Source organism: Nocardioides ferulae (genome assembly GCF_003660455.1).
In the GTDB taxonomy this organism is placed as follows: domain Bacteria; phylum Actinomycetota; class Actinomycetes; order Propionibacteriales; family Nocardioidaceae; genus Nocardioides; species Nocardioides ferulae.
The window spans coordinates 78,166-103,678 of the sequence record NZ_QZVR01000019.1; the positions used below are offsets into that span (position 1 = coordinate 78,166).

Here is a 25,513-nt window from a genome sequence, read left to right on the forward strand (position 1 = left end):
GCCGGCCTGCCGGGAGCGGTCGACATCCACTATCGATGGACGCCGTGGTTAACGATCGCTAACCTGGGCTCGTGTCCCAGGCCAGCACAGCACCGCCCGACCTCCGCTCGCTCGTCGACCAGCTGCGCGAACGGCTCGAGGTCGCCCGGCTCGGCGGGTCCGAGTCCGCCCGCCGCAAGCACACCGAGCGCGGCAAGCTGCTCGCCCGCGACCGGGTCGACCGGCTGCTCGACCCCGGCAGCCCGTTCCTCGAGCTGAGTCCGCTCGCGGCGTACGGCATGTACGGCAGCGGCGCCGAGGCGGAGGAGTACGCCGTGCCGAGCGCCGGCATCGTCACCGGCATCGGCTCGGTCTCCGGACGCCAGTGCCTGGTGATCGCCAACGACGCCACGGTCAAGGGCGGCACCTACTACCCGATGACCGTCAAGAAGCACCTGCGGGCGCAGGCCGTCGCGGCGGAGAACCGGCTGCCCTGCCTCTACCTGGTCGACTCCGGCGGCGCCTTCCTGCCCCGCCAGGACGAGGTGTTTCCTGACCGCGAGCACTTCGGGCGGATCTTCTTCAACCAGGCCCAGATGTCGGCCCGCGGCATCCCGCAGATCGCCAGCGTGATGGGCTCCTGCACCGCCGGCGGCGCCTACGTGCCCGCGATGTCCGACGAGACCGTGATCGTCAAGGAGCAGGGCACGATCTTCCTCGGCGGTCCGCCGCTGGTGAAGGCCGCCACCGGCGAGGTGGTCACCGCCGAGGAGCTCGGCGGCGGCGAGGTGCACGCCCGCACCTCCGGGGTGGTCGACCATCTCGCCGACGACGACGCCCACGCCCTCGCGATCGTGCGCAGCATCGTCGACACCTTCGAGCGGCCGGCGCCGTCCTCGCTCGAGGTGCACCCCTCCGAGGAGCCGCACGAGGACCCCGCCACGCTCTACGACGTGGTGCCCGCCGACACCCGCACCCCCTACGACGTGCGCGAGGTGATCCGCCGCGTCGTCGACGGCAGCCGGCTGCACGAGTTCAAGAAGCTCTACGGCGAGACGCTCGTGTGCGGCTTCGCCCGCATCCACGGCTACCCGGTGGGCATCATCGCCAACAACGGCATCCTGTTCAGCGAGTCCGCGCTCAAGGGCGCTCACTTCGTCGAGCTGTGCAACCAGCGCGGCGTGCCGCTGGTCTTCCTGCAGAACATCTCGGGGTTCATGGTCGGCCGCGAGTACGAGAACCGCGGCATCGCCCGCGACGGCGCCAAGCTGGTCACCGCGGTGTCCTGCTCGGTGGTGCCGAAGCTGACCGTGGTCATCGGCGGCTCGTTCGGAGCCGGCAACTACGGCATGTGCGGGCGCGCCTACGACCCGCGCTTCCTGTGGATGTGGCCCAACGCGCGGATCTCGGTGATGGGTGGCGAGCAGGCCGCCTCGGTGCTCGCGACCGTGCGCCGCGACGGCATCGAGGGTCGCGGCGAGAGCTGGTCGGCCGACGAGGAGGAGGCGTTCAAGGCGCCGATCCGCGCCCAGTACGACGAGCAGGGCTCGGCCTACTACTCCACCGCCCGGCTCTGGGACGACGGGATCATCGACCCCGCCGAGACCCGTCGCGTGCTCGGCATGGGCCTCGCGGTCGCCGCGCAGGCGCCGATCCCCGAGCCCTCCTACGGCATCTTCCGCATGTGAGGCGGCATCCCATGACCACCCTCCACACCGTCCTGATCGCCAACCGCGGCGAGATCGCCCTGCGGGTGATGCGCACCTGCCGCCGGATGGGGCTGCGCACCGTCGCGGTCTACACCGACCTCGACGCCGACGCCCCACACGTCCGCGCCGCCGACGACGCGGTGCGGGTGCCGTCCTACCTCGACGTCGACGCGGTCGTCGCCGCCGCGGTCGACAGCGGCGCCGACGCGGTGCACCCCGGCTACGGCTTCCTCTCCGAGCGGGCGCCCTTCGCGCGGGCGCTGGCCGAGGCGGGCGTCGCCCTCGTCGGGCCCACTGCCGAGGTGATCGACCTGATGGGGCGCAAGGACGCCGCCCGCGAGGTCGCGGTCGCCGCCGGCGTGCCGGTCGTGCCGTCGTACTCCCTCGACGACGACCCGGCGACCTACGCCTACCCAGTCCTGGTCAAGGCCGCCGCCGGGGGCGGCGGCAAGGGCATGCGCGTGGTGCGCTCGGCCGCCGAGCTGCCCGAGGCGGTGGCCGCCGCCCGGCGCGAGGCCGCCACCGCGTTCGGCGACGACACCCTGCTCGTGGAGGTCTACGTCGAGCGCGGCCGGCACATCGAGGTGCAGGTGCTCGGCGACACCCACGGCAACGTCGTCCACCTCTTCGAGCGCGACTGCTCGCCGCAGCGCCGGCACCAGAAGGTGCTGGAGGAGGCGCCCGGCCCCACCGTCGACGCCGATCTCCGGTCGCGGCTGACCACGGCCGCGGTCGACCTCGCCCGCCACGTCGGCTACGTCGGGGCCGGCACCGTGGAGTTCCTCGTCGACGCCGACACCGGCGCGGCGTACTTCCTGGAGATGAACACCCGGCTCCAGGTCGAGCACCCGGTCACCGAGGCGGTCACCGGGGTCGACCTGGTCGAGCTGCAGCTGCGGGTGGCCGCGGGCGAGCCGCTGCCGCTCACCCAGGACGACCTCACGCTGACCGGGCACGCGATCGAGGCCCGGGTGTACGCCGAGGACGCCTACGGCGGCTTCCTGCCGCAGGCCGGCACGGCCGTGCTGGTGCGGTGGCCCGACCCGGGCCTGGCCCGGGTCGACCACGCGCTGGCCGACGGCCAGGTGGTCAGCACCTCCTACGACCCGATGCTGGGCAAGGTGGTCGTGCACGGGCCGGACCGCGAGTCGGCGCGCCGCGGCCTGGTCGCCGCCCTCGACGAGACCGCGATCCTGGGGCTGACGACCAACACCGGCTTCCTGCGCGAGCTGGTGGCCGGCCCCGAGTTCGCCGCCGCGACCATCGACACCGCCTGGCTGGACCGGGCCACCTTCACCGCCCCCGACCCCGCCACCGCCCGCACCATCGCCGCCTGGACCGACGTCGCCGTGCGCACGATGACCAGCGAGGTGCCCTCGCCGTTCCGGCCCGACGGCTGGCGGCTCGGCGCCGACCCGGCGCCCGTGCTGGTCGAGCTGGACGACGTGACGCTGAGCGTCGACCGGGCCCGCGGGCTGGTCGGCGGCCCCGACGACACCGTCGAGGTCCGCGAGTTCCGCTGCGACCACCACGTGGTGGTGCTCGGCGTCGGCGGCCGGCGCCACCAGGCCGTGGTCAACGCCGATCGGCACACCGTCGAGGTCGTCCACCACGGACACCGGCACGTGTTCACCCGCCCCGACGTGTTCGCCGACGACGCGGTCGCCGCGGGCGACGGCACCCTGGTCGCACCGATGCCGGGCACCCTGCTGGAGGTGCGGGTCGCCGAGGGCGCCCGGGTCGGGCACGGCGAGGTCCTCGGGGTGCTGGAGGCGATGAAGATGGAGGTCGCGCTGACCGCTCCCTTCGCCGGCACCGTGTCCGCCGTCGGCGCCGCCGCGGGCGCGCAGGTGGCGCTCGGGGCGATGCTGTTCCAGGTCGACCCTGCCGAGACCCAGGAGGATTGAGATGACCGGCATGCGCGCCCCGATGGTGGTGCCGGCGCACCCGACGCCGATCGCCCCGCTGCCGAGAGCGGTGACGATCTACGAGGTCGGCCCCCGCGACGGGCTGCAGAACGAGTCCGCCCAGGTGCCCACCGAGGTCAAGGCCGAGTTCGTGCGCCGGCTCCTCGACGCGGGGTTGCCGGTCGTCGAGGCGACCAGCTTCGTGTCGCCGAAGTGGGTGCCCCAGCTCGCCGACGCCGAGCAGCTGCTGCGAGCGCTGGGCCCCACCGCCGTGCAGCTGCCGGTGCTGGTGCCGAACGAGCGCGGCCTGGACCGGGCGCTGGAGCTGGGCTGCCGCCGGATCGCGATCTTCGCCTCCGCCACCGACACCTTCGCCCGCAAGAACCTCAACCGCGACCTGGAGGGCCAGTTCGCGATGTTCGAGCCGACCATGGCCCGCGCCCTCGACGCCGGCGTCGACGTCCGCGCCTACGTCTCGATGTGCTTCGGCGACCCGTGGGAGGGCGCGGTGCCGCTCGAGCAGGTCGTCGCCGTGGGTCACCGGCTGCTCGACCTGGGCGCCTCCCAGCTCAGCCTCGGCGACACCATCGGGGTGGGCACCCCCGGTCACGTGACCGCGCTGGTCGGCGCTTTCGAGGCCGCCGGGGTGGCCACCGACCGGCTCGCGATGCACTTCCACGACACCTACGGGCAGGCACTGGCCAACGCCTACGCCGCGCTCCAGAGCGGCATCACGACGTACGACGCCAGCGCCGGCGGGCTGGGCGGCTGCCCCTACGCCCACAGCGCGACCGGCAACCTGGCCACCGAGGACCTGCTCTGGATGCTGCAGGGGCTCGGCATCGAGACCGGCGTCGATCTCGAGCAGGTGGCGGCCACCAGCGTCTGGATGGCCAAGCAGCTCGGCCGGCCGAGCCCGTCGGCCGTCGTGCGCGCCTTCGGCGGCGGGTCCTGACCCGCCCCGCGGCCGGCCGGTCCCGGGCGGCGGTCGTCCCGGACGGTCCGGCAGAATCGACGCCATGAGCCGGGTCGTCTATCTGCACGTCGGTGCTCCCAAGACCGGCACCACCTACCTGCAGGACCGGCTGACCCGCAACGCCCGCACCCTGGCGCGCCACGGCGTCCACGTGCCCACGGGCTCACCGCTCGTGACGCCGGCGCTTTTCCAGTTCCGGGCGGCGCTCGATCTGCTCGGCCAGGACTGGGGCGGCGCGCCCGGCCACGCGCGCGGCGCCTGGGACACCCTGGTGCGCAAGGTGTCCCGCATGGACGGCACCGTGGTGGTGAGCCACGAGATCCTGGCGCCCGCGCCCCCCGAGCGGGCGGCCCGGGCGGTGCGCGAGCTCGGCGACGGCGCCGAGGTGCACCTGGTCTACTCCGCACGCGACCTGGCCCGCCAGCTGCCGGCGGCCTGGCAGGAGAGCATCAAGCAGGGCCGCAAGTGGCGCTACCGCCGCTTCCTGCGGCTGTCTCAGGAGGGCCGCACCTGGTTCTCCCGCGCCTTCGACCTGCCGAAGGTGCTCGAGACCTGGGGTGCGGACCTGCCGCCCGAGCGGATCCACCTGGTGACCGTGCCGGCCCCCGGCAGCGCGCCCCGCGACGAGCTGTGGCTGCGGTTCTGCACCGCCCTGGGCATCGACCCCGCCTGGGCGCCGCGGGACAGCGACCAGGCCAACCGCTCGCTCGGCACCGCCGAGACCCAGCTGATCCGGCGGCTGAACCGCCGCCTGGACCGCGCCACCCGGCGCGAGGCCAGCTTCGACGAGCTGATCCGCGGCATGCTCGCCCAGGACGAGCTGGTGCGGCGCAACTCCCCGGCGGTGCGGATGCCACCCGCACTGCACCCGTGGGCGGCCGAGCAGGCCGAGCGCTGGATCGGCTGGGTGCGCGACTCCGGCGTGCACGTCGTGGGCGACCTCGACGACCTGCGCCCGGTGCCGCAGCCCGACGGCGAGCCGTGGCGCGACCCCGACAAGGTGCGCGCCAAGCGCCAGCTCGGGGCCGCGGTCGACGCGCTCGCGGCGATGACCACGGAGGCGGCCCGCCGCCGCGACCCCGACGACCGGCTGCTGGCCCGGGCACGAGAGGCCACCGGCCGGTGGCGTGAGCGCTGAGGTGACTCCCCGCGCCTGGGGCTGGGTGGCCCACCTCCGCGACGGCGGCAGCACGCCGTGGCGGTCGTGGGCGGGTGAGGCGGAGCCGCAGGGCTCCTACCTTCCGGGCGCCCAGCAGCTCGAGCTGCTGCGCCGCCTGAACGCCGAGGCACCCGTCTCGCCGGCGCTGGCCGCCCGCGTGCTCGCGGCCTCCGCGCCCGGCCGCGGCCGCCCGGAGCTGCTCCTCGAGGGGGCCGCGGCGCCCTCGCCGCACGGACTGCCCCCCGTCGACCCCGCCCGGCTGCCCGACGACGAGCTGGTCCGGGTGGCGGCCGGGCTGCTCGCCGAGGACCTCAGCGCCGCGACGGTGCCCTCGCCCCCGCGGGCCACGCGCCGCCCCTGGCAGCGGCCGTACCGCCTGGTCGGCGACCCCTGGCTGGCCGACCCGATCCGAGAGGGCCTGGTCGCTGCCGCCCGCCCCCCCGGCGGTCCCCGGGCCACGGTGCTGATCGCCGGCACCGACCTGGCCACGATGCTCACCCACGCCTGGGCGCTGCGCTGCTTCGGTCCCGGAGCGCCGCCCTGGGCGGAGTGGCTCGACGAGGCCCTCCGGCCCGGCCGGCTGCCGGCCAGCGTCGACCTGGTGCGCTCGGCCCGGCACTGGTCCGAACGGGTCGGCCCGCGCCGGCTGACCGTCGTGCTCGACCCCACCGCGGTGCCCCGGCTCGCGGGCGCGCCCCGGCGCCGCGCTCGCGCGATCACCGACCGGGTCCCCGCCGTCCCGGCCGACGCCGCCGAGCTCGCCCGCCGGGTCGGGCCGGTGCTCGGCGTGCTCGTCGCGCCCGAGCGGCGCGAGCTGCTGCTGCGCCGGGTGCTGCTGCCCCGGCTGGCCGGCGCCGGCCCCACGCTCACCGTGCCCCCCGACCGGCTGCGCCGGGTACGCCGCCGGGCCGCCCGGGTGCGCGACGCCCTGCTCGAGGGCCGATACGCTGTGCACGGCGATCCGAGCGCGCTGCTGCCGCGCTCGGCGGCCGGGCCCACCGGGCCGACGGGGCCAGCCACGACGGAGCCCGACGGAGCCGCCGTGCTGTCCCTGGCGCTGCGACTGCTGCGCGAGCCCGGGCCGGCCGGTGAGGGCCCGCGCGACCGGCGTGGCGCCCCCGACACGGAGGGAGCGACGTGAGCGAGCGGGTTCTCCTGCACGTCGGCACGCCGAAGACCGGCACGTCGTACCTCCAAGACGTGCTGTTCCGCAATCGCGACCGGCTGCTCGACGCCGGCCTGTGCTACCCCGCGAAGCGGTTCGACGACCACTTCCTGGCCGCGCTCGACCTGCAGCGGCTCACCTGGGGCGGCCTCGAGGCCGAGGCGGTCGGCGCCTGGGACCGGCTCGCCGGCCAGGTCCGCCGCCACCACGGCACCGCGATCGTGAGCCACGAGGTGTTCGCCGCCGCCTCGCGCTCGCAGGCCGACCGGGCCCTGACCTCGCTGGGCCACCGCAACGGCACCGAGGTGCACCTGGTGCTGTCGGTGCGCGACCTGGTGCGCCAGATCCCGGCCGAGTGGCAGGAGAACGTCAAGCACCGCAGCCCGATCGGCTACGCCCAGTTCCTCCAGCAGATCCAGGACCCGGAGCGGTCCTCGCGCATCGGGTCGTGGTTCTGGAGCGTGCAGGAGGTGCCCGACATCCTCGACCGGTGGGCCTTCGACCTGCCACCCGAGCGGGTGCACCTGGTGACGGTGCCCCCCGCCGGCGGCGCCCCCGAGGTGCTCTGGAAGCGCTTCAGCGCCGCGTTCGGCCTCGACGGTGTCGACCTCGACCTGCACGGCGAGCGGTCGAACCCGTCGATGGGGGTGCCCGAGACGGCGCTCATGCGGCGGATCAACGCCGCGGTCAACGACGTCGTGCCGCCGGCCGACTACCGCCCGCTGGTGCGGGAGCTGCTCGCCCACCAGACGCTCTCCCAGCGCACCCGCTCGCCGCGGCTGGCGCTGCCGGCCGAGGTGCAGGCGTGGGTGCGGGAGCGGGAGGAGGCCTGGGTCGCGACGCTGCGCGAGCGTGGCTACGACGTGGTCGGCGACCTCGACGACCTCGTGGGCGCCGCCCCCACGAGCCCGTGGACCGACCCCGACCACCCGTCGGAGAAGCAGGTCGCGGCAGCGGCCGTCGACGCGATCAAGGCGCTGACCGTCGAGGCCGCCCGGCTGCGGCACTCCGAGGAGCAGCTGCACCGTGAGCTCGCCGAGACCCGGGCCGCCCTGGAGCGCTCCTACCTGCGCCCGTCCTACCGGCTGCGCGAGAAGCTGGTGCGCCGGCTCGAGACCGGTGCCGCCGGGCAGCGGCTGATGCGGCTCTACCGTCGGGTGCGGGGCAGGAGCTCGCGGTCGGCGTAGCGGCCGACCTTCCATGTCGTCCAGCCGTCGGCTCCGGCGCCGACCAGGCCGCCGACCACCGGGACCCGCCGGCCGACCGTGACCGCGAGCCGCTTGCCCGCCACCCGCGAGATCAGGTCGGAGGCGACCTCGTGCGAGATCACGCGGTCGATCGCGGGGTCGTGCGCGGGGGCCGTGGCGAGCGCCATCGGAGGTGCGGGCAGCTTGCGCTTCTTGACCAGCGAGTTCACGGCGTCCTCGCCCAGGACGCACACCAGGACCGCGTTGCGCACCCGCGGGTCCTCGAGGTCGTAGCCGCGCAGGTGGGCGATGCCGGCGATCATCCGGCACTGCAGCAGCGCCACGCCGGTGATGTTGGTCGGGATCGTCACCGCCGCGGTCACCAGGCCGCCGAGGTTCGTGACGAAGCCCTGCGCCCCGGCGTAGCGCACGTGGTTCTCGATCAGCTCGTGGATCGCCTTGTCGACGTCGCCGTGCTGCTCCGCGAGCTGCTTGTCCGCGGCCTTCGCCGCCGGCGGCAGCGGGCCGACGCCGTGGATGGCGCGGTGCAGCGCCTCGCGCACGAACGAGGTCGTCAAGCTGGGCGCCAGATGCGGCACGTGCGGCGCCAGGCGCTTGCCGATGCTGCCCTTCACGCTCATGAGCGCATCCTACGGAGCCGGGTGAATCGCCGTCGTGCCTCCCGTGTGCTCCTCTGTGCGCACGTGCGCGGCTTCGCACCTGCGTCGGCGCGATCGGGGTGCTGCGCGCCTCTGGTCTCGACCCGCTCCGTCGCGACCTCGTCCCTCGGTCGCGGTCGCTTGCTCGACCACCGACGTGAGGTCCGCTGGCGCGCCCCTCACCGACCACCGACAACCGATCCGCTGCCGCGTCTCGGTTACCTTCGGCGGGTGCCCGTCGAACCACCACCGTCCGCGTGGGCCTTCGGCGACCCGCACGGGTTCGACGCCGACGACGACCTGGTCGCGATCGGTGCCGACCTCGAGCCCGGCACCCTGCTGGCCGCCTACCGCCGTGGCCTGTTCCCGATGCCGTCGGGCTCCCGCCGCGACCCGATGTTCTGGTTCTGCCCGGTACGCCGCGGGGTGCTGCCGTTGGCCGGGCTGCGGGTGACCCGGTCGCTGCGGCGCTCGGTCCGTGACATGGAGATCCGGGTGAACACCTCGTTCGCCGAGGTGGTGGCCGCCTGCGCCGACCCCGCGCGGCCGCACGGCTGGATCGACCGCGACATCCGCGCGGCGTACCAGCGGCTGCACGACCTGGGGTGGGCGCACTCCGTGGAGGCGTGGCGCGACGGGCGGCTGGTCGGCGGGCTCTACGGGGTCGCGATCGGCGGCCTGTTCGCGGGCGAGTCGATGTTCCACCGGGAGCGCGACGCGTCGAAGGTGGCGCTGGTCGGGCTCGTCGAGCTGATGCGCGACGAGCACGCGCACCGGCGGGTGCTCGACGTGCAGTGGAGCACCCCGCACCTGGCCAGCCTCGGGGTGGTCGAGATCAGTCGCGACGACTACCTCCGGCGACTCTCGCGGGCCACGCCGCTGCCGTTGCCGGTAGCGTTCGCGGCCTCGGGCGGAGCACAGGGTCCGGGGCACCTGGGGGAAGACCCCGCGACGACGTGAAGAGGACGAATCGATGAAGCTTGCAGCACCGCGCAGGACCCGCACCCTGGCCGCGGCGGGAGCCCTGCTCCTGCTGGGATCGGTGACGGCCTGCGGCGACGACGCCGGGGACGCGCCCGAGAGCGCCTCGAAGGAGGACTTCTGTGGCGCGGTGGCCGGAGTGTTCAGCCCCGACGTCGAGGAGGACATGAACACCGAGGACCAGATCAAGGCACTCAAGGACGCGGTCGAGAACCTCGCGGACGTCGGCACCCCCGAAGGCATCGCCGACGACGCCCGCAACGGCTTCGAGCTCCTGGTCGAGATCACCGCCGAGGCCGAGGACGACATGTCCGAGGACGAGCTCGACAAGCTCGGCGAGGAGCTCAGCTCCGACGACGAGAAGGACCTCGAGGCGTTCATCAACTACTCGATGGAGACCTGCCCCGACGACATCGGCGCGGGCTTCGCGCCGCCGGAGATGCCCGAGGACCTCGAGAGCGAGCTGGGCGAGCTCGGGGAGCTCGAGAGCGAGGGCACGGCCGAGTGACCCGGCGCTGACGCGGCTCGTGAGGCGGCGGTGGCCGGTGCGGCTACCGCCGCCGGCGGGTCGGAGCCAGGGATCAGGTGGATCCAGCGGTCAGACGACCGCCGGGGTGGCCCCGCTCTCGCTGACCATGGGGCGGCCGGCCGCCTCCCACCCGAGCATGCCGCCGTCGAGGTTCACCGCGTCCAACCCCTGCTGGTTGAGGTAGGCGACGGCCTGGGCCGAGCGGCCGCCGATCTTGCAGACGACCAGGACCTGGCCGTCGGGCACCTCGGCGAGCCGCTGCGGCAGCTCCATCAGCGGGATGTGCACGGCGCCGTCGATGTGCGCGTGGGCCCACTCGAGGTCCTCCCGGACGTCGAGGATGCTGACGTGCGGTGGGAGCGGCTCGGGCACGCCGTCGATCGTGACGGTCGGCACGGGATACATCGGGCTCCTCGTCGGGGGTTCGGGGGCTGCCGGAGGACACGGAGAATCCCGCCATTATCGGTGACGGGGCGCTCCGGCGGCAGAGTCGGGAGTCCCGATCTCGAGGAGAGTCGGTGCTCCGACCGGCTGCGGTGCCGACCGAGATGGTCGGACGCGTGAGCGCCGCTACTTGAGCAGTTTGGAGAGCCGGCGGTCGGCCAGCGGCTTGCCGCCGGTCTGGCAGGTGGGGCAGTACTGCAGGCTCGAGTCGGCGAAGGACACCTCGCGCACGGTGTCTCCGCAGACGGGGCACGGCTGGCCGGTGCGGCCGTGCACGGCCAGGTGTGACTTCTTCTCGCCCTTCAGCTCGCTGGCGGCGAGCCCGCGCGAGCGGGCCACGGCGTCTCCCAGCACGTCGCGGATCGCGGCGTAGAGCGTCCCCAGCTCCTCGTCGGTCAGGCTGCCGGCGGGCTTGAACGGCGACATCCGGGCGGCGTGCAGCAACTCGTCGGAGTAGGCGTTGCCGATGCCGGCGATCGTGCCCTGGTGGCGGAGCACGCCCTTGATCTGCTTGCGGCCCTCGCGGGTGAGGATCTCGCGGAGCGTCTCGACGGTGAAGTCGTCGGTGAGCGGGTCGGGCCCCAGGCTGGCGATGCCGGGCACGTCGTGGGGGTCGTGCACGAGATACATCGCCAGGCTCTTGCGGGTGCCGGCCTCGGTGATGTCGAGCCCGGACCCGTCGTCGAGGACCACCCGGACCGCCAGCGTGGACTTGGTGCTGGGCTTCGGCGGCAGCGTCGGAACCTCGTCGCGCCAGCGCACCCAGCCGGCGCGGGCCAGGTGCAGCACGAGGTGGGCGGCGGAGGTGTGGACGTCGAGGAACTTGCCGTGCCGGGTGACGTCGTCGACCAGCGCTCCCTCGAGCGCCGTCAGCGGCGGGTCGAAGGTCTTCAGCGCGCTGATCGCGGCCACGTGGACCTTGACGATCGCGCGCCCGTCGAGCCGGCCCCGCAGGTCGAGGGCCAGGGCTTCCACCTCGGGCAGCTCGGGCACGACGGTCAGTGTAGGAGGCTCCGAGCCGGGGCACATCCGTCGACCGAGCTGAAGCCGACCCGGCCGCGACCGCCGATCCGGTGACAGATGCCCGGGCCGGGCGCATGATGGATCCATGCCGACCGCGCGGCCGCTGCCCGAGACGGGGTCGATCTTCCTCGACGCCCGTGGCACCGACCGTGCCCTGAGGGTCTCCTGGCACCACGAGTCGGGCCTGGTCGTGCTGTCGCTGTGGCGCGACAACGTCTGCGCCGGCTCCTTCCGGCTGGCCGTCGACGACGTGCCGGAGTTCATCGACGTGCTCCGCACCGGCCTGGACCGGGCGTACGCCGAGGCCCTCACCCACCGCCGGCTGGCGCACGGGGCCTGACGCCGCGACGAGCGGGCAGTGTGGCGTTCACCGTGCCGTTCTTGGGCCGGTTCCTGCGGTCCCGGTGAGGCGGTGGTGAGACGCTGGAGGGGTGGCGGTGGCAGCCGACGATGAGCCGATGAGCCGATGAGCCGATGAGCCGATGAGCAAGGACGCCAGGAGCGGCCGGGACTCCGGCGTCGACCGGTCGCGCCGTGTGGGCCGGCAGCGGCCGGGTACCCCCTCGCGGATGACCCCCGAGCGAGCGTCCGCGCAGGCCGGGCCCCACGACGGGCCGCGGCCGCAGGTGGTCGCCCACCGCGGTGCCAGCCACGACGAGGCCGAGCACACGCTCGCGGCGTACGTCGCCGCCCTCGACGAGGGTGCCGAGGCGCTCGAGTGCGATGTGCGGCTCACCGCCGACGGGCACCTGGTCTGCGTGCACGACCGCGACCTGCGCCGGGTCGCCAGCTCCCGTGGCGTGGTGTCCACGATGGAGCTGGCCGAGCTGGCCGAGCTCGACGTGGCCTCCTGGAAGCACCCGTGGGCAGACCTCGACGACGAGGCGCCCGACCGAGACGAGACCCTCGACCGGGTGCTCACCCTGCGCAAGCTGTGCGAGACCGTCGCCGACTACGACCGGCCGGTCCAGATCGCGATCGAGACCAAGCACCCGACCCGCTACGGCGGCCTGGTCGAGAAGCGGCTGGTCGAGACGTTGCGCGACTTCGGGTGGGACCGGGCCGGCTCCCCGGCGAGGGTGATGAGCTTCTCCTACAGCGCGCTGCAGCGGGTCGAGCGGCTCGCGCCGGGGCTGCCGCTGGTGATGCTGATCGAGCACGCCCCGCTCTGGCCGATGCTGCGCCGGGTGATCGGCCCCGACTGGCTCGTGGGGCCCGGGATCGAGGAGCTTCGCGAGCATCCGAGGCTGGGCCGCAAGATCGTCGAGTCGGGTCACGAGATGCACGTGTGGGTGGTCAACACCGCCGCCGACCTCGAGCTGTGCCTCGACCTCGGGGTCACCGCGGTGATCAGCGACCGCCCCGCGCACATCCGTCGCCTCCTCGACCGGCGCCGATGAGCGTTCGGTAGGTTCGCGGCATGGCGAAGCGCTCCCGCACCAAGGCTCGTGACCTGACCGACGGCACCACCGGCACTCCCGGCGAGGTCGGCCCGCGGCAGCCCTGCCCGTGCGGCTCGGGCAAGCGCTACAAGGCCTGCCACGGCGCTCCGGGCGGGGCACCGGCCGCGTTCGTGGCCCGCCCGTTCCAGGGGATGCCGTCGGAGTGCGACGTGGTCGCGCTGCGCGAGCTGGTGCCGGCCGCGACGGCCCCGCTCACGCTCTCCGACGCCGCTCCCGACCCGTCCCGGGTGGTCCGGCTGTGCACGCTGCTGCCGATGGCCGCCCCGGCGATGGTCCGCGACAGCGGCGAGATCTGGCTGGGCCTGCAGGTGCAGCACAACTTCGGCGACCCGGCCCGCGACCTCGGCGCCGTGCTGCTCAAGGCGTTCGACTCCGAGCCGGGCATCGTCGGGCTCACCGACCCGCCCGGCGAGGGGCCCCGGCTGCAGGACCTCCTGACCGGTGACCGGCTCGAGGTGAGCGTGCACGAGGGGTTCGACTACTGGCTCTCCGACGTCGAGGACACCACCGGCATGGAGGGTGCGCTCGAGCAGGCCAACGCCGCCGCGACGCCGACCGCGCGGCTGACCTCGGTCGAGGCGGCGTACTGGACCGACGTCGGCACCAAGGAGCACCTGCGCTGGGTGATGCCCGAGCCCGAGGACCAGCTGCTCGACGCGCTGGCGCGGGTGCACGCGGCCGGTCAGGACGTCATCGTCGAGGGCGCCCGGCTGGTCGGCATGTTCCGGGCCCACGGGCTGCTGGCGCCGGTGTGGGACCTGCCGCTCGGCACCGGCCCGGAGGCGCTCGAGGAGCCGGCCGAGCGGTTCGCCGCCGACCTGGCGGCCGCGCTGGCGGACGACTCGCCGCTGACCGCCGAGCAGCGTTCGGCCCGCAACGGCCTGGCCAACCGCCAAGTCACGATCCGCTGACGCGACCCGTCACCCCACGGCCCCGGCGCCGCGTCGTCAGGCCGGACGCAGCACCCAGGCCGGCAGCTTCGCATAGCCCTTGACCGAGGTGCGCCGCAGCCGCCGGAAGCGGTACGTCGCTGCGGCCTCGGGCGCGGCGTCGGGTCCGGCGGGCTCACCGGCGGCCTCCGGCACCAGGCTCGCCCCGGGCTCGGCGGTGCCGGTCGGCTCGCCCGGCACGTCGTCGAAGGTGAGCCCCGAGAGCACCTCGTAGGCGCCCTGGTCGACGAGCACGGCGCCCGGCCGGGCCAGCGAGGTCAGCCGGGACGCGACGTTGACCACCGGCCCGAAGACGTCGCCCAGCCGGGCGAGCACCTCGCCGTAGGCGAGCCCGGCGCGGACGGCGGGGAAGGGGTCGTCGTCGTCCTGCCCGCGGGCGGTGAGCTGCAGTGCCGCCTCGGCGGCACCGACCGGGTCCTCGGCCACGAAGAGCACCTCGTCGCCGATGGTCTTGATGATCCGGCCCCCGGCCTCCACGACCACCAGCGTCGCCTCGCTCTCGAAGCGTTCGAGCCAGGCGACCAGCTCGGCCTCGGAGAGGCTCTTGCTGCGCGAGGTGTAGCCGACGATGTCGACGAAGCAGACCGCCAGCGGCACCCCGAGCGACCCGGCCGCGGTCGGCCCGACGGTGAGCAGCCGGCTGGCGGCGGAGGCGAGGTGGCGCCGCCAGGCGTAGGCCTGCAGCGCCTCGAGCCGGGGCAGCACCTCGCCGGCGAGGGAGGTGACGCCCGCGGCGGCGTCGACCTCGGCGTCGAGAGCGAGGTCGAGGGCCAGGTCGGCGAGGAGCCGGGTCTGCCACTCGGCGAGCCGGGCGAACGAGCGGCCCCAGGTGCGCACCAGCGCGGCCTGCGAGTCGGGACCGATCACGCCGAGCCGGATCAGGTCGCGGGCCAGCCGCAGGGCCTGCACGTCGGACTCGGTGAACGCGCGGTCGTCGTCCGCGGCGTGGGGGAAGCCGAGCAGCCGCCACAGCTGCTCGGCCTGCTGGATCGGGACGCCCGCCAGCGCGGCCACCTCGCCCCGGGTCAGGTGTGGGCGCGACCCGAGCAGCGTCTCCTCGACCGCCTCCAGGGCGCCCGCGAGCTCCGGCTGGGAGTCGCGCGCGCCGGTCACCGCAGCGCTCAGGCTCGGTCGGACTCGGTGCCGGGGTCGGCGGCCGGCGCGACCCGGTCGCGGACGACCGCCTCGAGCGCCTCGTGGAACTTCGGCATCTCGACATTGAGGCGCCGCAGCGTGTCGGAGGTGAAGTGGATCAGCTCCAGCGGCGTGAGCGCCACGATCGAGGCGGTGCGCAGGGTGTGGTTCATGATCGCGGCCTCGCCGACGATGTCACCGGGGCCCAGCTGCGCGATCTCCTGGCCGTGCTGGCGGACCGAGACGGTCCCGTCGAGGATCACGTAGGCCTTGTCGGCCGGCGTCTGCTCCGAGATCGGAGCCCAGCCCTGCGGCAGGTGGACCCGGGTGCCGGAGGCGCTGATCCGCGCCACCTCCTCGGGAGTGAACGCGTCGAAGAACGAGACCGCCATGCCGTGTGCCTTCCTTGCTGGTTCGGTGTTGCGGAAGAGGACGCCGGACCCGCCTATCGTGGCGCATCCGGGGGCCCGGTGTCGCCGACCCAACGATCCAGTGGTCGCGCAGGTACGCCGGTCGGGTCAGCCGGGCAGCGGGTCGCGGGCGATGGGGCAGCTCATGCAGCGCGGGCCGCCGCGACCGGAGCCCAGCTCGGACCCGGCGATCCGGACCACCTCGATGCCGGCCTCCTCCAGGCGCCGGTTGGTCTCGATGTTGCGCTCGTAGGCCACGGCGACCCGGGGCGCGAGCGCCAGGGTGTTGTTGCCGTCGTCCCACTGCTCCCGCTCCGCGGTGACCGGGTCCAGGCCGGTGTCGATCTGGTGCAGCGTGTCGATGCCCATCGCCTTCGCCGCGGCGACCAGGAACGGCTCGGCCTCGGCGACCCGCAGCGTGAGGCGGTCCCCGTCCGGATCGGCGGCCACGGCCGCGTCGGGGCCGTCTGCCGGGGTGACGGCGTAGGCCTGGAGCGCGTCGGCGACGTTGGGGTACATCACGATCTTGTCGGCGTCGACCATCGTGCACACGGTGTCGAGGTGCATGGTCGCCCGCTGCTGGGCGATCGGCACCGCCAGCACCGTGTGGGCCAGCCCGGCGGCGAACACCTCCCGGGCCAGCTGCTCGGCGCCGGCCGGCGTGGTCCGCTCGCCGACGCCCACGGCCACCACGCCGGGGGCCAGCAGCAGCACGTCGCCGCCCTCGACGTGCTCGTGGCGCCATCCGTGTAGGGCGGCGACGCCGGCGAACCGGGGGTGGTGGGTGTAGATCAGCTCGGTCAGCTGGGTCTCGCGCGTCCGGGCCGGCATCGCCAGCGAGGTGATCGCGACCCGGTCGCGGAACCAGACGCTGGAGTCGCGGGTGAACAGCAGGTTCGGCAGCGGGTCGACGACGAAGTCGTCGCTGGCCAGCAGCGAGGTGACCAGCCCGAAGCCGCCGCGGACCTCGTCGTTGCGGATGCCGGCGGTCAGGTGCCCGGTGAGCTCCTCGGGAGAGGCGTCGGCGAGGAACCCGGTGAGGTGGCCGCGCAGCGTCGTCCCGAGGTGCAGGCCGGCGAGCGCGGTGCGGATCGCCTCGTCCCGAGCGGCGGGGGCGGCGAGCGCCTCGGTGAGCAGACCGGTCAGGTGGAGCACCTCGACGCCCCGGGCGCGCAGCGCCTCGGCAAACGCGTCGTGCTCGTCCTGGGCGCGCGCCACCCAGGGGATCCCGTCGAACAGCAGCCGGTCGTTGTTGCGCGGGGTGAGGCGCTGCAGCTCGGGGCCGGGCCGGTGCAGCAGCACCGTGCGCAGCCGCCCCACCTCGCTGTCCACGCCGAGGGAACGGTCGTCGGCCGGAGCAGAGCTGCTGTCGGTGGTCATCCACCGAGCCTAGGAGCCCGGTGGATCAGCGGACCAGCTCGACGACCGTCAGCGCCGCGAGCAGCAGGCACACCGCCGACCCGGCGTAGTGCAGCACGTGCAGCTTGAGCCACCTCAGCAGCGCGCGCCCGACCAGGACCGCGAGGCCGCTGACCGTGAGCAGCGCGGCCAGGGCGCCGGCCCACACGCTCACCGGCTCGCCGTACTTGGCGACCAGCGAGATCGTCAGCAGCTGCGACAGGTCGCCCCACTCGGCGGCGAAGAGCACCAGGAACGAGGCCAGCACGGCGCGCCAGCCGCTCGCGTCGGTGGCCTTCGCCGCGATTTCGTCCTCCTGCTCGGCCGCCTCCTGCGCGGCCTCGTGGTGGCCGCGGCCCTCCCGGAAGAGCAGCACCGCACCGAACAGGAACAGCAGCGCGGCGGCGCCCTTGACCACCTCGTCGGGCAGGAACGAGACCACCTGCCCCAGGGCCACCGCCAAGGTGACCTGGAGCGCGAAGGCGAGCCCGACGCCCAGCCAGACCAGCACGGGGCGGTACTTCGTCGACAGGACCAGCGTCGCCAGGAACGTCTTGTCGGGCAGCTCGACGAGGAAGATGGCGCCGAAGGTCAGCGCGATGACGGCGAGATCCACGGCTCAGACGCTACGACTGCGCTCGCGGAACGCATCGGCCGGGTAGACGCCCAGCACCTTCACCTCGGTGGTGAAGAACTGCAGCTCCTCCAGGGCCCGCTTCACCCCGACGTGGTCGGGGTGGCCGTCCACCTCGGCCAGGAACTGGGTGGCCGCGAACTCGCCGCCGACCATGTAGCTCTCGAGCTTGGTCATGTTGACGCCGTTGGTGGCGAACCCGCCCAGCGCCTTGTAGAGCGCGGCCGGCAGGTTGCGCACGTTGAAGATGAAGCTGGTGACGACCGGGCCGTTGTCGGCCGCGGCGTGCACCAGGTCGCGGGAGAGCACCACGAACCGGGTGGTGTTGTGCTCCTCGTCCTCGACGTCCTCGGCCAGCACCTCCAGCCCGTAGGTCTCGGCGGCCAGCGGCGGCGAGATCGCCGCGACGCCGGGGTCGCCGCCCTCGGCGACCTCGCGAGCCGCGCCGGCGGTGTCGCCGGAGATCACCGCGGTGAGGCCGTGCTCGCGGATCACCCGCCGGCACTGGCCCAGGGCGTGCACGTGGCTGCGTACGGTGTGGACGCCGTCGAGCGAGGCGCCCGGCAGCCCCATCAGGTGGAACCGGATGCGCAGGAAGTGCTCGGCGATGATGTAGAGACCCGAGCTGGGCAGGAAGTGGTGGATGTCGGCCACCCGGCCGGCGATCGAGTTGTCGATCGGGATCATCGCCAGGTCGGCCTCGCCGGTCTCGACCGCGGCGAAGACGTCCTCGAACGACGCGCACGGCAGGGTCTCCCAGTCGGGGTAGTGCTGCATGCACACCATGTGGGAGTTGCTGCCGGGCTCGCCCTGATAGGCGATGCGTCGCGAGGCGTTCACGCCTGGAGTTTAGTGTCGGGGGCGTGCTGGTCCTCGCCGTGCTCGCTCTCGTGGTCGCCCTGCTCGCCCTGCTGCTGGCGGTGGTCGGCCTGCGCCGGCAGGGCGCCGCCCGTCGCCGCCCGGGTGCCGAGTCGCTCCCCGAGGACGTGCCGGGTCTGCGCCAGGAGGTCGCCGCGCTGCGCCGGGAGGCGCGCGACGCCCTGCGTCACCTCGCGGTCGTCCGGTACGACGCGTTCGGCGACATGGGCGGGCACCTGTCCTGGTCCCTGGCGCTGCTCGACGACGCCGGCAACGGGGTGGTGCTGACGTCGATCTCCGGGCGCAGCGAGGCGCGCACCTACGCCAAGAGCGTCGCCGGGTGGACCAGCGAGCAGCAGCTCTCGCCGGAGGAGTCCGAGGCCATCGCCGCGGCCCGTCCTTGACGGTGGTCGCTCAGCGCGGCACCCGGACCAGCACCCGACCGTGCAGGCACTCCATGTGCAGCTCGCGGCCGAGGCCGATCGAGTCGCCGTCGAGCTGACGGGGGGTGTCGATGTTGGCCCGGATCGACACGGTGGCGCCGGTCATCCGGTTGATCAGGTCGTCGGTGTGCGGACGCTTGAGCAGCACCCGCCAGGCCAGCGGGATCCAGGCCAGGAAGTTGCGCGGGTGCAGCACGACCACGTCGAGCTGGCCGTCGTCGATGGCGGCGTCGGGCAGCAGCGGCATGCCCGCCTGGAGGAACCCGACGTTGCCGACGACCACGGTGCGGGCGCGGTGCTTGGTGAACTCGCCGCCGTCGACGGAGATCTCGACCTTCACGGCCGGGAACATCAGCGACTTCAGCCCGGACACCACGTAGGCGACCCAGCCGACGCGCTTCTTGAGGTCCTCGTTGACGCCCTCCATGATCGCGGCGTCGAAGCCCATGCCGGCCATCACCATGAAGTGGGTGTCCTCGATGCCGTCGCCGCCGACGGAGACCAGGTCGATGGCCTGGTCCTGGCCGTGCAGCGCGTTGTCGATCGCCGAGCGGATGTAGAGCGGGATCGCCAGGTTGCGGGCCAGGAGGTTGCCGGTGCCGGCGGGGATGATCCCGACCGGGATGCCCGTGCCGGCCAACTCGGCGCACACCTCGCGCACCGTGCCGTCGCCGCCGCAGACCATCACCAGCTCCGCGCCGTCGGCGGCCGCGGCGGCCGCCATGCCCGTGCCGGGGTCCTCGACGGTCGTGAAGTGCCAGCTCGGCTCCGCCCAGCCGGCTTCCGCGGCCATCGAGTCGACGAGGTGGCGGAACTGGCCGACGTCCTCCACCTTGATCGGGTTCAGCACCATCGCCAGCCGGCGCCTGGGCCCGTAGACCTCGGGCAGCGGCTCGGCCCGCGACGCGGTGGTGACCGGCAGCGGGTTGTAGAGCGCCAGGCCGAGGAAGACGACGCCGACCCCGAGCAGCAGACCACCGACGACGTCGCTGGGGTAGTGGCGGCCCAGCAGCACCCGGTCCAGGCAGACGACGAGCATCACCAGGGCAACGCCGGCGTAGGCGAGCCGGCGCACCGACCGGCGGCGCACCAGCATCAGCACCAGCAGCATCACCACTCCGCCGAGGGCGGCGACCGAGGAGGCGTGACCGGAGGGGAACGAGTTGGAGCTCAGCACGAAGTCGGGGTGCTGCCAGTCGGGCCGCTCCCGCCCGATCCAGAGCTTCAGGCCCGTGGTGGCCAGGCCGGTGGCGCTGACCACGAGGACGGCGAACACCCCGGCGCGGCGGTAGCCCTTGACCCACATGGTGATGCCGAGGAGCGCGGTCATCACGGTCATGCCGATGGTGCCGAAGACCACCTCGACCCACCGCAGCGGGTGCCAGAGCCAGCCGGCGTCGGTGGCCCAGCGCTGCGCGGGGTCGCCGCGGTCGTCGAGCTCGGCCACCGAGGCCCAACCCTGGGTGGTGGCCATCGCGAGCAGCGCCAGGGAGATCAAGCAGAGGGCGGCGACGCCCAGCGGGGCGAGGCGTGGGCGGTCGAGCACGCGGCTCCTCTCGGGTACGGCGGCCGCGGGGCTGGCCGGCAGTGCGCGCTCCCGGCGGGCGGCCTGGTCAGTATGCCGCGCCGCGGGCGGTGTGGCCGTATCCGCGGCGCGGTGGCCGCCCTCTCCGCGGCCGCTCTCGCGGCCTATCTGCGGTGCGGGCGCGAGGTGGCGGCCGATAGCCTGGGCCCATGATCGACCCCAAGCTGCTGCGCGACGAGCCCGACCGGGTGCGCGCCGCCCAGGCCAAGCGCGGGCTCTCCGCCGACGTCGTCGACCGGGCCGTCGCCGCGGACGCCGCCCGACGCGCCGCGATCGGCCGCTTCGAGGCGCTCCGCGCGGAGCAGAAGCAGCTCGGCAAGCAGGTCGCGAAGGCGCAGGGGGAGGAGAAGCAGCAGCTGCTGGCCCGCACCAAGGAGCTCGCGGCCGGCGTCAAGGCGGCCGAGGCCGAGCAGGCGGAGGCCGAGCAGCAGTGGCAGGCCGAGCTGCTGGCGATCCCCAACCTGGCCGCCGACGAGGCCCCGGCCGGTGGCGAGGACGACTACACGGTCATCGAGCACGTCGGCGAGCCGGCGCAGTTCGACTTCGAGCCACGCGACCACGTCGAGCTGGGCCGCATCCTCGGCGCGATCGACCTCGAGCGCGGCGCCAAGGTGTCCGGCTCCCGGTTCTACTTCCTCACCGGCGTGGGCGCCGAGCTCGAGCTGGCGCTGGTCAACCTCGCGATGGCCCAGGCCCGTGAGACCGGCTTCACGCAGGTCATCGCTCCGTCGATGGTGCGGCCGCGGGCGATGGAGGGCACCGGCTTCCTCGGCCAGGCCGCCGACGACGTCTACCGCATCGAGGGCCAGGAGATGTACCTCGTCGGCACCTCCGAGGTGCCGATGGCGGCCTACCACTCCGACGAGATCCTCGACGCCGAGAGCCTGCCGCTGCGTTACGCGGCGTTCAGCCCGTGCTTCCGCAAGGAGGCCGGCTCGCACGGCAAGGACACCCGCGGCATCTTCCGGGTGCACTGGTTCGACAAGGTCGAGATGTTCGTCTACACGACGCTCGAGGAGTCCTTCGCCGAGCACCAGCGGCTGCTGGGCCTCGAGAAGCGGTTCCTCGACAAGCTCGAGCTGTCCTACCGGGTGATCGACACCGCCGCGGGCGACCTCGGCCTCTCGGCGCAGCGCAAGTTCGACTGCGAGGCGTGGATCCCCACCCAGGGGCGCTACCGCGAGCTGACCTCAACCTCGAACTGCACCGAGTTCCAGAGCCGCCGGCTCGACATCCGGGGCCGGTTCCCCGACGGCACCAAGCCGCTGGCCACCCTCAACGGCACCCTCTGCGCGATCCCCCGGGCGATCGTGGCGATCCTCGAGACCCACCAGCAGGCCGACGGGTCGGTGCGGGTGCCCGAGGCGCTGCGGCCCTACCTGGGCGGGCGCGAGGTCCTGGAGCCGGTGACGCGACCGTGACCGACCCACGACCGGCACCGGAGCGTCTCCCCGCCCCGGACGACGACTGGCGCCCGCGCCTGGTGGCGCTCGACATCGACGGCACCCTGCTGAAGTGGGTCGAGGGCGCCGGCATGACCCACGAGGAGATCTCACCGCGGGTCTACGACGCGGTGCACCGCGCGCTCGCCGCCGGCGCCCACGTGGTGCTGGCCAGCGGCCGCTCGCCGCACGGCATGACCACGGTGGCCGACCTGCTCGACCTGCACGGTGGGGCGGGCGACCGGCTGTGGGTGGTCTCCAGCAACGGTGCCGTCGTCTCGCGCTACCCACCCCTCGAGGTCGTGCACGAGGAGACCTTCGACGCCCGGCCCGCGGTGCACGCGATCCTCCGGCGGCACCCCGCCGCGCTGGTCGCGGTCGAGGAGCGCGGCGTCGGCTACCGGGTCAACGCCCCGTTCCCCGACGGGGAGCTGTCCGGGGACATGATCCTCACCGAGATCGACGAGCTGGTGGCCGGTCCGGTCAGCCGTGTGATCATCCGCGACCCCGCCTCGACCGCCGACGAGTTCGTCGAGATGGCCCGCGACCTCGGCCTGCACGGCACCAACTACGTCGTCGGCTGGACCGCCTGGCTCGACCTGGCCCCGGTCGGCGTCGACAAGGCCTCGGGGCTGGCCTACGTCGCGGAGCGGCTCGGCCTGACCCGCGACGACGTGCTGGCGATGGGCGACGGGCGCAACGACATCGAGATGCTCACCTGGGCGCGGCGCGGCGTGGCGATGGGGCAGGCGATCCAGCCGGTGCTCGACGTCGCCGACGCGGTCACCGCCAGCGTCTACGAGGACGGCGTCGCCGACGAGCTGGACCGCTGGTTCCCACCGGCCGACGCGACCGACCTGGACGACGCCGGGCCTGTGCGGGACGCCGGGTGAGCGGCGGACCCCCGCCGATGGTGGCCACCGAGCGGCTGCGGCTGCCGCTGTGGACCGCCGCCGACGTGGCCGCGATCCTGGGCGGCGAGCACCATCCGCACTGGCACCGCGACTACCCGCGCCCCGACGACCGTGACGTGGCGACTCTGTGGCACGACGGGGACCCCTGGGGCCCACGGCACATCGTCCGCGGCAGCACCGCCCTGGGCTCGATCGGGTTCTTCGGGCCGCCCGAGCCCGCCGACGACGGCGTGCCGGAGGCCGAGGTCGGCTACGGGCTGGTCCGCGAGGCCTGGGGCTGGGGCTTCGCGACCGAGGCGCTGCGGGCGCTGCTCGCCGAGACCGACCGGCTCGGCGTGCGGGTGCGCGCCTCGGTGCAGCCCGAGAACGCTGCGAGCCTGAAGGTGCTGGCCAAGTGCGGCTTCACCGGCCTGCGCGGCTCCGACGAGGACGGCAACCTGGTGATGGCCCGTCCGCTCCCCAGCCCCGAGACGGGCGCATGACCGCGGCGGCCGGACCAGCCGACGGCGCCGGGCTGCCCCGGCTGGTCGCGACCGACCTCGACGGCACCCTGGTCCGCTCCGACGGCACCGTCTCCGACTACACCCGCGACGTGCTCCTCGAGGTCGAGCGGCGGGGGGTGCCGGTCGTGTTCGTCACCGGCCGGCCGCTGCGCTGGGCGGCCGACGTCTTCGACTACGTCGGCGAGCACGGCCTGGCGATCGTCTCCAACGGCGCGCTGGTGTGGGACGTCGCGGCCGACGCCGCCCGGCTGACCCGCCCGATCCCCGCGGAGCTGGTGCTCGAGGTCTGCCGCGAGCTGCGCGAGGCCGTGCCCGGCACGGCGTACGCCGTCGAGGGCGACCACGGCATCGCCCTCGAACCGCAGTTCCGGGAGCGCTACCAGGTGCCAGACGGGGCTCGCCGGGGACCACTGGAAGAGCTGGTGGCCGAGCCCGTGCTCAAGCTCCTGGCCCGGCACGAGGAGCTGTCGCCGCAGGAGTTCTGGGACCTCGCCGAGGAGATCCTGCTCGGTCGGCTGGTGATCACCTGGTCGTCGTCGACGACGCTGCTGGAGATCAGCGGCCCCGGGGTCACCAAGGCGACCACGCTGGAGCTGCTCTGCCGCGACCTGGGCGTCGCGGCCGGCGAGGTGCTGGCCTTCGGCGACATGCCCAACGACCTGCCGATGCTCAGCTGGGCCGGCACCGCCTACGCGATGGCCGATGCCCACCCGACGGTCACCGCCGCGGCCAGCCACATCGCTCCCGGACACGACGACGACGGTGTCGCGAAGGTCCTGGCTGAGGTGTTCGGCCTGTGATCTGGTGGGATGGTCTGCTGTGATGCCCCCTGTGCTTCCGCTCGCCGCACGTCTGCTCGCCGCCCTCGTCCTGCTCGCCGGGGCCCTCGTGATCGGCCCCGCCCCCGCGGCGTACGCCTGCAGCTGCAAGTCGGCGACCGTCGCCCAGCACGCCGAGGACGCCGACGCGGTCTTCCAAGGGGTGATCGTGGAGCGGCCGGAGCGGGTGCCCGGTGAGCGCCGGCTGGTCTACCGGGTGGAGGTCGACCGGGTCTACCAGGGCACCGTCGACGACACCGTCGAGGTGAGCACCGCTGCGGACTCCTCGGTGTGCGGTCTGCCGGATCTGCCGCTCGACCGGGACGTGCTGTTCTTCGCAGACGGCTCCGCGAGCTCGTGGCGGGTCAACAGCTGCGGGGGCACCGCCGTCGCCACGGGCGCGCTCGTCGCGCGGGTGGAGTCGAAGCTCGGAGAGTGGCAGCCCGAGCCCACGCCCGCCCCGGACCACGCGACGCTCACGCCTGTCGCCGACGGCGACCCCGAGACGTTCACCCGGGTCGCCGCTCCGGGGCTGGCGATGGTGATCGCCGGCCTGCTCGGTCTGTTGCTGGTACGCCGCCTGGGCGGCCGCTGACCGCGGCTACCGGTGGGTCGAGCCGCCGGTGGTCGAGTCTGCCGAGACCCCGCTCAGAGGTACATGCCGCCGGACTCGCCGGGTCGTGGCGCGCCCTGGCCCGGCTCGGGCCCCGGCTGACCGGGCTGCTGGCCGAGCATCCCCTGGGGCAGGCCGCGGCGCATCTGCTCGATCTGGGCGCGCGCGGCCATCTGCTGGGCGTAGATCGCGGTCTGGATGCCGTGGAAGAGCCCCTCGAGCCAGCCCACCAGCTGAGCCTGGGCGATGCGCAGCTCGCCGTCGGAGGGGGTGCCCTCGTCGGTGAACGGCAGCGTGAGGCGGTCTAGCTCCTCGACCAGCTCGGGGGCCAGGCCCTCCTCGAGCTCCTTGATCGAGGCACGGTGGATGTCGCGCAGCCGGTTGCGGCTGGCCTCGTCCAGAGGCGCGGCCTTCACCTCCTCGAGCAGCTGACGGATCATGCTGCCGATGCGCATGACCTTCGCCGGCTGCTCGACCAGGTCGGTGATGGCGCGCTCGTCGTCGGAGCCCCCGTCGCCGTCGTCGTCTGAGGAGACCCGGAGGGCGGATGCGGGCACCGAGCCCATCGGCTGGCCGTCGGGGCCGATGATGACGACCTGCTGCTCCTGCTCGTCCGGCTTCTCGCTCATG

Annotated in this window: 27 protein-coding genes; 17 read left to right on the forward strand and 10 right to left on the reverse strand. The window is 73.9% G+C overall.

The genetic code is table 11. The features are described from left to right. Positions 1-71: 71 nt before the first annotated feature. From D6B71_RS17690 to D6B71_RS17715, 6 genes are all read left to right on the forward strand, one after another. Positions 72-1,667, forward strand: coding sequence for a carboxyl transferase domain-containing protein (locus D6B71_RS17690; protein WP_121257513.1), 1,596 nt, complete (start codon positions 72-74; stop codon positions 1,665-1,667). Positions 1,668-1,678: 11 nt separating this feature from the next. Further along, a complete protein-coding gene (locus tag D6B71_RS17695; protein WP_121257515.1) occupies positions 1,679-3,595 on the forward strand; it encodes an acetyl/propionyl/methylcrotonyl-CoA carboxylase subunit alpha in 1,917 nt (638 codons plus the stop codon). Between the two features lies 1 nt (position 3,596). Then, positions 3,597-4,550, forward strand: a complete 954-nt coding sequence (locus tag D6B71_RS17700; RefSeq protein ID WP_121257517.1) for a hydroxymethylglutaryl-CoA lyase — start codon at positions 3,597-3,599, stop codon at positions 4,548-4,550. Between the two features lie 64 nt (positions 4,551-4,614). Then, the gene (locus D6B71_RS17705) at positions 4,615-5,709 is read left to right on the forward strand and encodes a hypothetical protein (protein ID WP_121257519.1); all 1,095 of its coding nucleotides are present in this window, start codon (positions 4,615-4,617) and stop codon (positions 5,707-5,709) included. Beyond that, on the forward strand, positions 5,699-6,871 hold the full coding sequence (locus tag D6B71_RS17710) for a hypothetical protein (RefSeq protein ID WP_126688307.1): 1,173 nt from the start codon (positions 5,699-5,701) through the stop codon (positions 6,869-6,871). The genes D6B71_RS17705 and D6B71_RS17710 overlap by 11 nt, the downstream gene beginning before the upstream one ends. Beyond that, positions 6,868-8,082, forward strand: a complete 1,215-nt coding sequence (locus D6B71_RS17715) for a serine/threonine-protein kinase (RefSeq protein WP_121257523.1) — start codon at positions 6,868-6,870, stop codon at positions 8,080-8,082. Before D6B71_RS17710 ends, D6B71_RS17715 begins: the two co-directional genes overlap by 4 nt. Here the strand turns inward: D6B71_RS17715 and D6B71_RS17720 are convergent. After that, positions 8,043-8,723: an EcsC family protein gene (locus tag D6B71_RS17720; RefSeq protein WP_121257525.1), complete on the reverse strand. Its 681-nt coding sequence runs from the start codon at positions 8,721-8,723 to the stop codon at positions 8,043-8,045. The genes D6B71_RS17715 and D6B71_RS17720 overlap by 40 nt on opposite strands. 249 nt (positions 8,724-8,972) lie before the next feature. Here D6B71_RS17720 and aat point away from each other — a divergent pair, with 249 nt between their 5' ends. Both aat and D6B71_RS17730 read left to right on the forward strand, forming a co-directional pair. Beyond that, positions 8,973-9,701: a leucyl/phenylalanyl-tRNA--protein transferase gene (gene aat, locus D6B71_RS17725; RefSeq protein WP_240641524.1), complete on the forward strand. Its 729-nt coding sequence runs from the start codon at positions 8,973-8,975 to the stop codon at positions 9,699-9,701. 13 nt (positions 9,702-9,714) lie between these two features. Next, positions 9,715-10,230 carry a hypothetical protein gene (locus D6B71_RS17730; protein ID WP_121257527.1) on the forward strand — a complete coding sequence of 172 codons (516 nt, stop codon included), beginning with the start codon at positions 9,715-9,717 and terminating at the stop codon, positions 10,228-10,230. Between the two features lie 90 nt (positions 10,231-10,320). Here the strand turns inward: D6B71_RS17730 and D6B71_RS17735 are convergent, their stop codons facing one another. After that, the gene (locus D6B71_RS17735) at positions 10,321-10,656 is read right to left on the reverse strand and encodes a rhodanese-like domain-containing protein (protein ID WP_121257529.1); all 336 of its coding nucleotides are present in this window, start codon (positions 10,654-10,656) and stop codon (positions 10,321-10,323) included. Between the two features lie 165 nt (positions 10,657-10,821). Next, on the reverse strand, positions 10,822-11,688 hold the full coding sequence (locus D6B71_RS17740) for an Fpg/Nei family DNA glycosylase (protein ID WP_121257531.1): 867 nt from the start codon (positions 11,686-11,688) through the stop codon (positions 10,822-10,824). A 115-nt stretch (positions 11,689-11,803) separates the two neighbouring features. Here D6B71_RS17740 and D6B71_RS17745 point away from each other — a divergent pair, with 115 nt between their 5' ends. From D6B71_RS17745 to D6B71_RS17755, 3 genes are all read left to right on the forward strand, one after another. Then, entirely contained in the window at positions 11,804-12,058 is a 255-nt protein-coding gene (locus tag D6B71_RS17745; RefSeq protein WP_121257533.1) for a hypothetical protein, read from the forward strand. A gap of 229 nt (positions 12,059-12,287) precedes the next feature. Then, positions 12,288-13,118, forward strand: coding sequence for a glycerophosphodiester phosphodiesterase (locus tag D6B71_RS17750; RefSeq protein WP_121257608.1), 831 nt, complete (start codon positions 12,288-12,290; stop codon positions 13,116-13,118). 20 nt (positions 13,119-13,138) lie between these two features. After that, a complete protein-coding gene (locus D6B71_RS17755) occupies positions 13,139-14,092 on the forward strand; it encodes a DUF5926 family protein (RefSeq protein ID WP_121257535.1) in 954 nt (317 codons plus the stop codon). A 36-nt stretch (positions 14,093-14,128) separates the two neighbouring features. Here the strand turns inward: D6B71_RS17755 and D6B71_RS17760 are convergent, their stop codons facing one another. From D6B71_RS17760 to D6B71_RS17780, 5 genes are all read right to left on the reverse strand, one after another. Beyond that, entirely contained in the window at positions 14,129-15,244 is a 1,116-nt protein-coding gene (locus D6B71_RS17760; RefSeq protein WP_240641525.1) for an adenylate/guanylate cyclase domain-containing protein, read from the reverse strand. An 8-nt stretch (positions 15,245-15,252) separates the two neighbouring features. Continuing rightward, positions 15,253-15,657, reverse strand: a complete 405-nt coding sequence (locus D6B71_RS17765) for a Crp/Fnr family transcriptional regulator (protein WP_121257537.1) — start codon at positions 15,655-15,657, stop codon at positions 15,253-15,255. 126 nt (positions 15,658-15,783) lie between these two features. Next, entirely contained in the window at positions 15,784-17,055 is a 1,272-nt protein-coding gene (locus D6B71_RS17770) for an arginine deiminase (RefSeq protein WP_121257539.1), read from the reverse strand. A 25-nt stretch (positions 17,056-17,080) separates the two neighbouring features. Beyond that, complete coding sequence (locus D6B71_RS17775) at positions 17,081-17,689, reverse strand: TMEM165/GDT1 family protein (protein ID WP_121257541.1); 609 nt, start codon at positions 17,687-17,689, stop codon at positions 17,081-17,083. 3 nt (positions 17,690-17,692) lie between these two features. Further along, positions 17,693-18,547 carry a prephenate dehydratase gene (locus D6B71_RS17780; RefSeq protein WP_121257543.1) on the reverse strand — a complete coding sequence of 285 codons (855 nt, stop codon included), beginning with the start codon at positions 18,545-18,547 and terminating at the stop codon, positions 17,693-17,695. Positions 18,548-18,570: 23 nt separating this feature from the next. Between D6B71_RS17780 and D6B71_RS17785 the strand changes: the two genes are divergently transcribed. Further along, positions 18,571-18,969: a DUF4446 family protein gene (locus tag D6B71_RS17785; protein WP_240641526.1), complete on the forward strand. Its 399-nt coding sequence runs from the start codon at positions 18,571-18,573 to the stop codon at positions 18,967-18,969. Positions 18,970-18,979: 10 nt separating this feature from the next. Here D6B71_RS17785 and D6B71_RS17790 read toward each other — a convergent pair whose 3' ends face one another. Further along, positions 18,980-20,554 carry a bifunctional phosphatase PAP2/diacylglycerol kinase family protein gene (locus D6B71_RS17790; protein ID WP_240641527.1) on the reverse strand — a complete coding sequence of 525 codons (1,575 nt, stop codon included), beginning with the start codon at positions 20,552-20,554 and terminating at the stop codon, positions 18,980-18,982. A gap of 188 nt (positions 20,555-20,742) precedes the next feature. Here D6B71_RS17790 and serS point away from each other — a divergent pair, with 188 nt between their 5' ends. The 5 genes from serS to D6B71_RS17815 are packed head-to-tail and all read left to right on the forward strand — an operon-like array spanning position 20,743 to position 24,865. Next, on the forward strand, positions 20,743-22,014 hold the full coding sequence (gene serS / locus D6B71_RS17795; protein ID WP_121257547.1) for a serine--tRNA ligase: 1,272 nt from the start codon (positions 20,743-20,745) through the stop codon (positions 22,012-22,014). Then, complete coding sequence (locus D6B71_RS17800; RefSeq protein WP_121257549.1) at positions 22,011-22,928, forward strand: HAD family hydrolase; 918 nt, start codon at positions 22,011-22,013, stop codon at positions 22,926-22,928. Before serS ends, D6B71_RS17800 begins: the two co-directional genes overlap by 4 nt. Further along, a complete protein-coding gene (locus tag D6B71_RS17805; RefSeq protein ID WP_240641528.1) occupies positions 22,925-23,431 on the forward strand; it encodes a GNAT family N-acetyltransferase in 507 nt (168 codons plus the stop codon). The genes D6B71_RS17800 and D6B71_RS17805 overlap by 4 nt, the downstream gene beginning before the upstream one ends. Next, positions 23,428-24,252, forward strand: coding sequence for an HAD family hydrolase (locus D6B71_RS17810; protein WP_121257553.1), 825 nt, complete (start codon positions 23,428-23,430; stop codon positions 24,250-24,252). The genes D6B71_RS17805 and D6B71_RS17810 overlap by 4 nt, the downstream gene beginning before the upstream one ends. Before the next feature lie 22 nt (positions 24,253-24,274). Next, entirely contained in the window at positions 24,275-24,865 is a 591-nt protein-coding gene (locus tag D6B71_RS17815; protein WP_126688308.1) for a hypothetical protein, read from the forward strand. A 53-nt stretch (positions 24,866-24,918) separates the two neighbouring features. Here the strand turns inward: D6B71_RS17815 and D6B71_RS17820 are convergent, their stop codons facing one another. Then, complete coding sequence (locus D6B71_RS17820; protein WP_121257557.1) at positions 24,919-25,512, reverse strand: bacterial proteasome activator family protein; 594 nt, start codon at positions 25,510-25,512, stop codon at positions 24,919-24,921. Position 25,513: the final 1 nt, after the last annotated feature.

Excerpts from the sequence above, each read along its gene's own strand:
- D6B71_RS17730 (WP_121257527.1), top strand. The coding sequence starts at position 9,715 with ATGAAGCTTGCAGCACCGCGCAGGACCCGCACCCTGGCCGCGGCGGGA.
- D6B71_RS17815 (WP_126688308.1), top strand. The coding sequence starts at position 24,275 with ATGCCCCCTGTGCTTCCGCTCGCCGCACGTCTGCTCGCCGCCCTCGTC.
- D6B71_RS17735 (WP_121257529.1), bottom strand. The coding sequence starts at position 10,656 with ATGTATCCCGTGCCGACCGTCACGATCGACGGCGTGCCCGAGCCGCTC.
- D6B71_RS17720 (WP_121257525.1), bottom strand. The coding sequence starts at position 8,723 with ATGAGCGTGAAGGGCAGCATCGGCAAGCGCCTGGCGCCGCACGTGCCG.
- serS (WP_121257547.1), top strand. The coding sequence starts at position 20,743 with ATGATCGACCCCAAGCTGCTGCGCGACGAGCCCGACCGGGTGCGCGCC.
- D6B71_RS17765 (WP_121257537.1), bottom strand. The coding sequence starts at position 15,657 with ATGGCGGTCTCGTTCTTCGACGCGTTCACTCCCGAGGAGGTGGCGCGG.
- D6B71_RS17770 (WP_121257539.1), bottom strand. The coding sequence starts at position 17,055 with ATGACCACCGACAGCAGCTCTGCTCCGGCCGACGACCGTTCCCTCGGC.
- D6B71_RS17695 (WP_121257515.1), top strand. The coding sequence starts at position 1,679 with ATGACCACCCTCCACACCGTCCTGATCGCCAACCGCGGCGAGATCGCC.
- D6B71_RS17810 (WP_121257553.1), top strand. The coding sequence starts at position 23,428 with ATGACCGCGGCGGCCGGACCAGCCGACGGCGCCGGGCTGCCCCGGCTG.
- D6B71_RS17750 (WP_121257608.1), top strand. The coding sequence starts at position 12,288 with ATGACCCCCGAGCGAGCGTCCGCGCAGGCCGGGCCCCACGACGGGCCG.
- D6B71_RS17705 (WP_121257519.1), top strand. The coding sequence starts at position 4,615 with ATGAGCCGGGTCGTCTATCTGCACGTCGGTGCTCCCAAGACCGGCACC.
- D6B71_RS17755 (WP_121257535.1), top strand. The coding sequence starts at position 13,139 with ATGGCGAAGCGCTCCCGCACCAAGGCTCGTGACCTGACCGACGGCACC.
- D6B71_RS17745 (WP_121257533.1), top strand. The coding sequence starts at position 11,804 with ATGCCGACCGCGCGGCCGCTGCCCGAGACGGGGTCGATCTTCCTCGAC.
- D6B71_RS17820 (WP_121257557.1), bottom strand. The coding sequence starts at position 25,512 with ATGAGCGAGAAGCCGGACGAGCAGGAGCAGCAGGTCGTCATCATCGGC.
- D6B71_RS17700 (WP_121257517.1), top strand. The coding sequence starts at position 3,597 with ATGACCGGCATGCGCGCCCCGATGGTGGTGCCGGCGCACCCGACGCCG.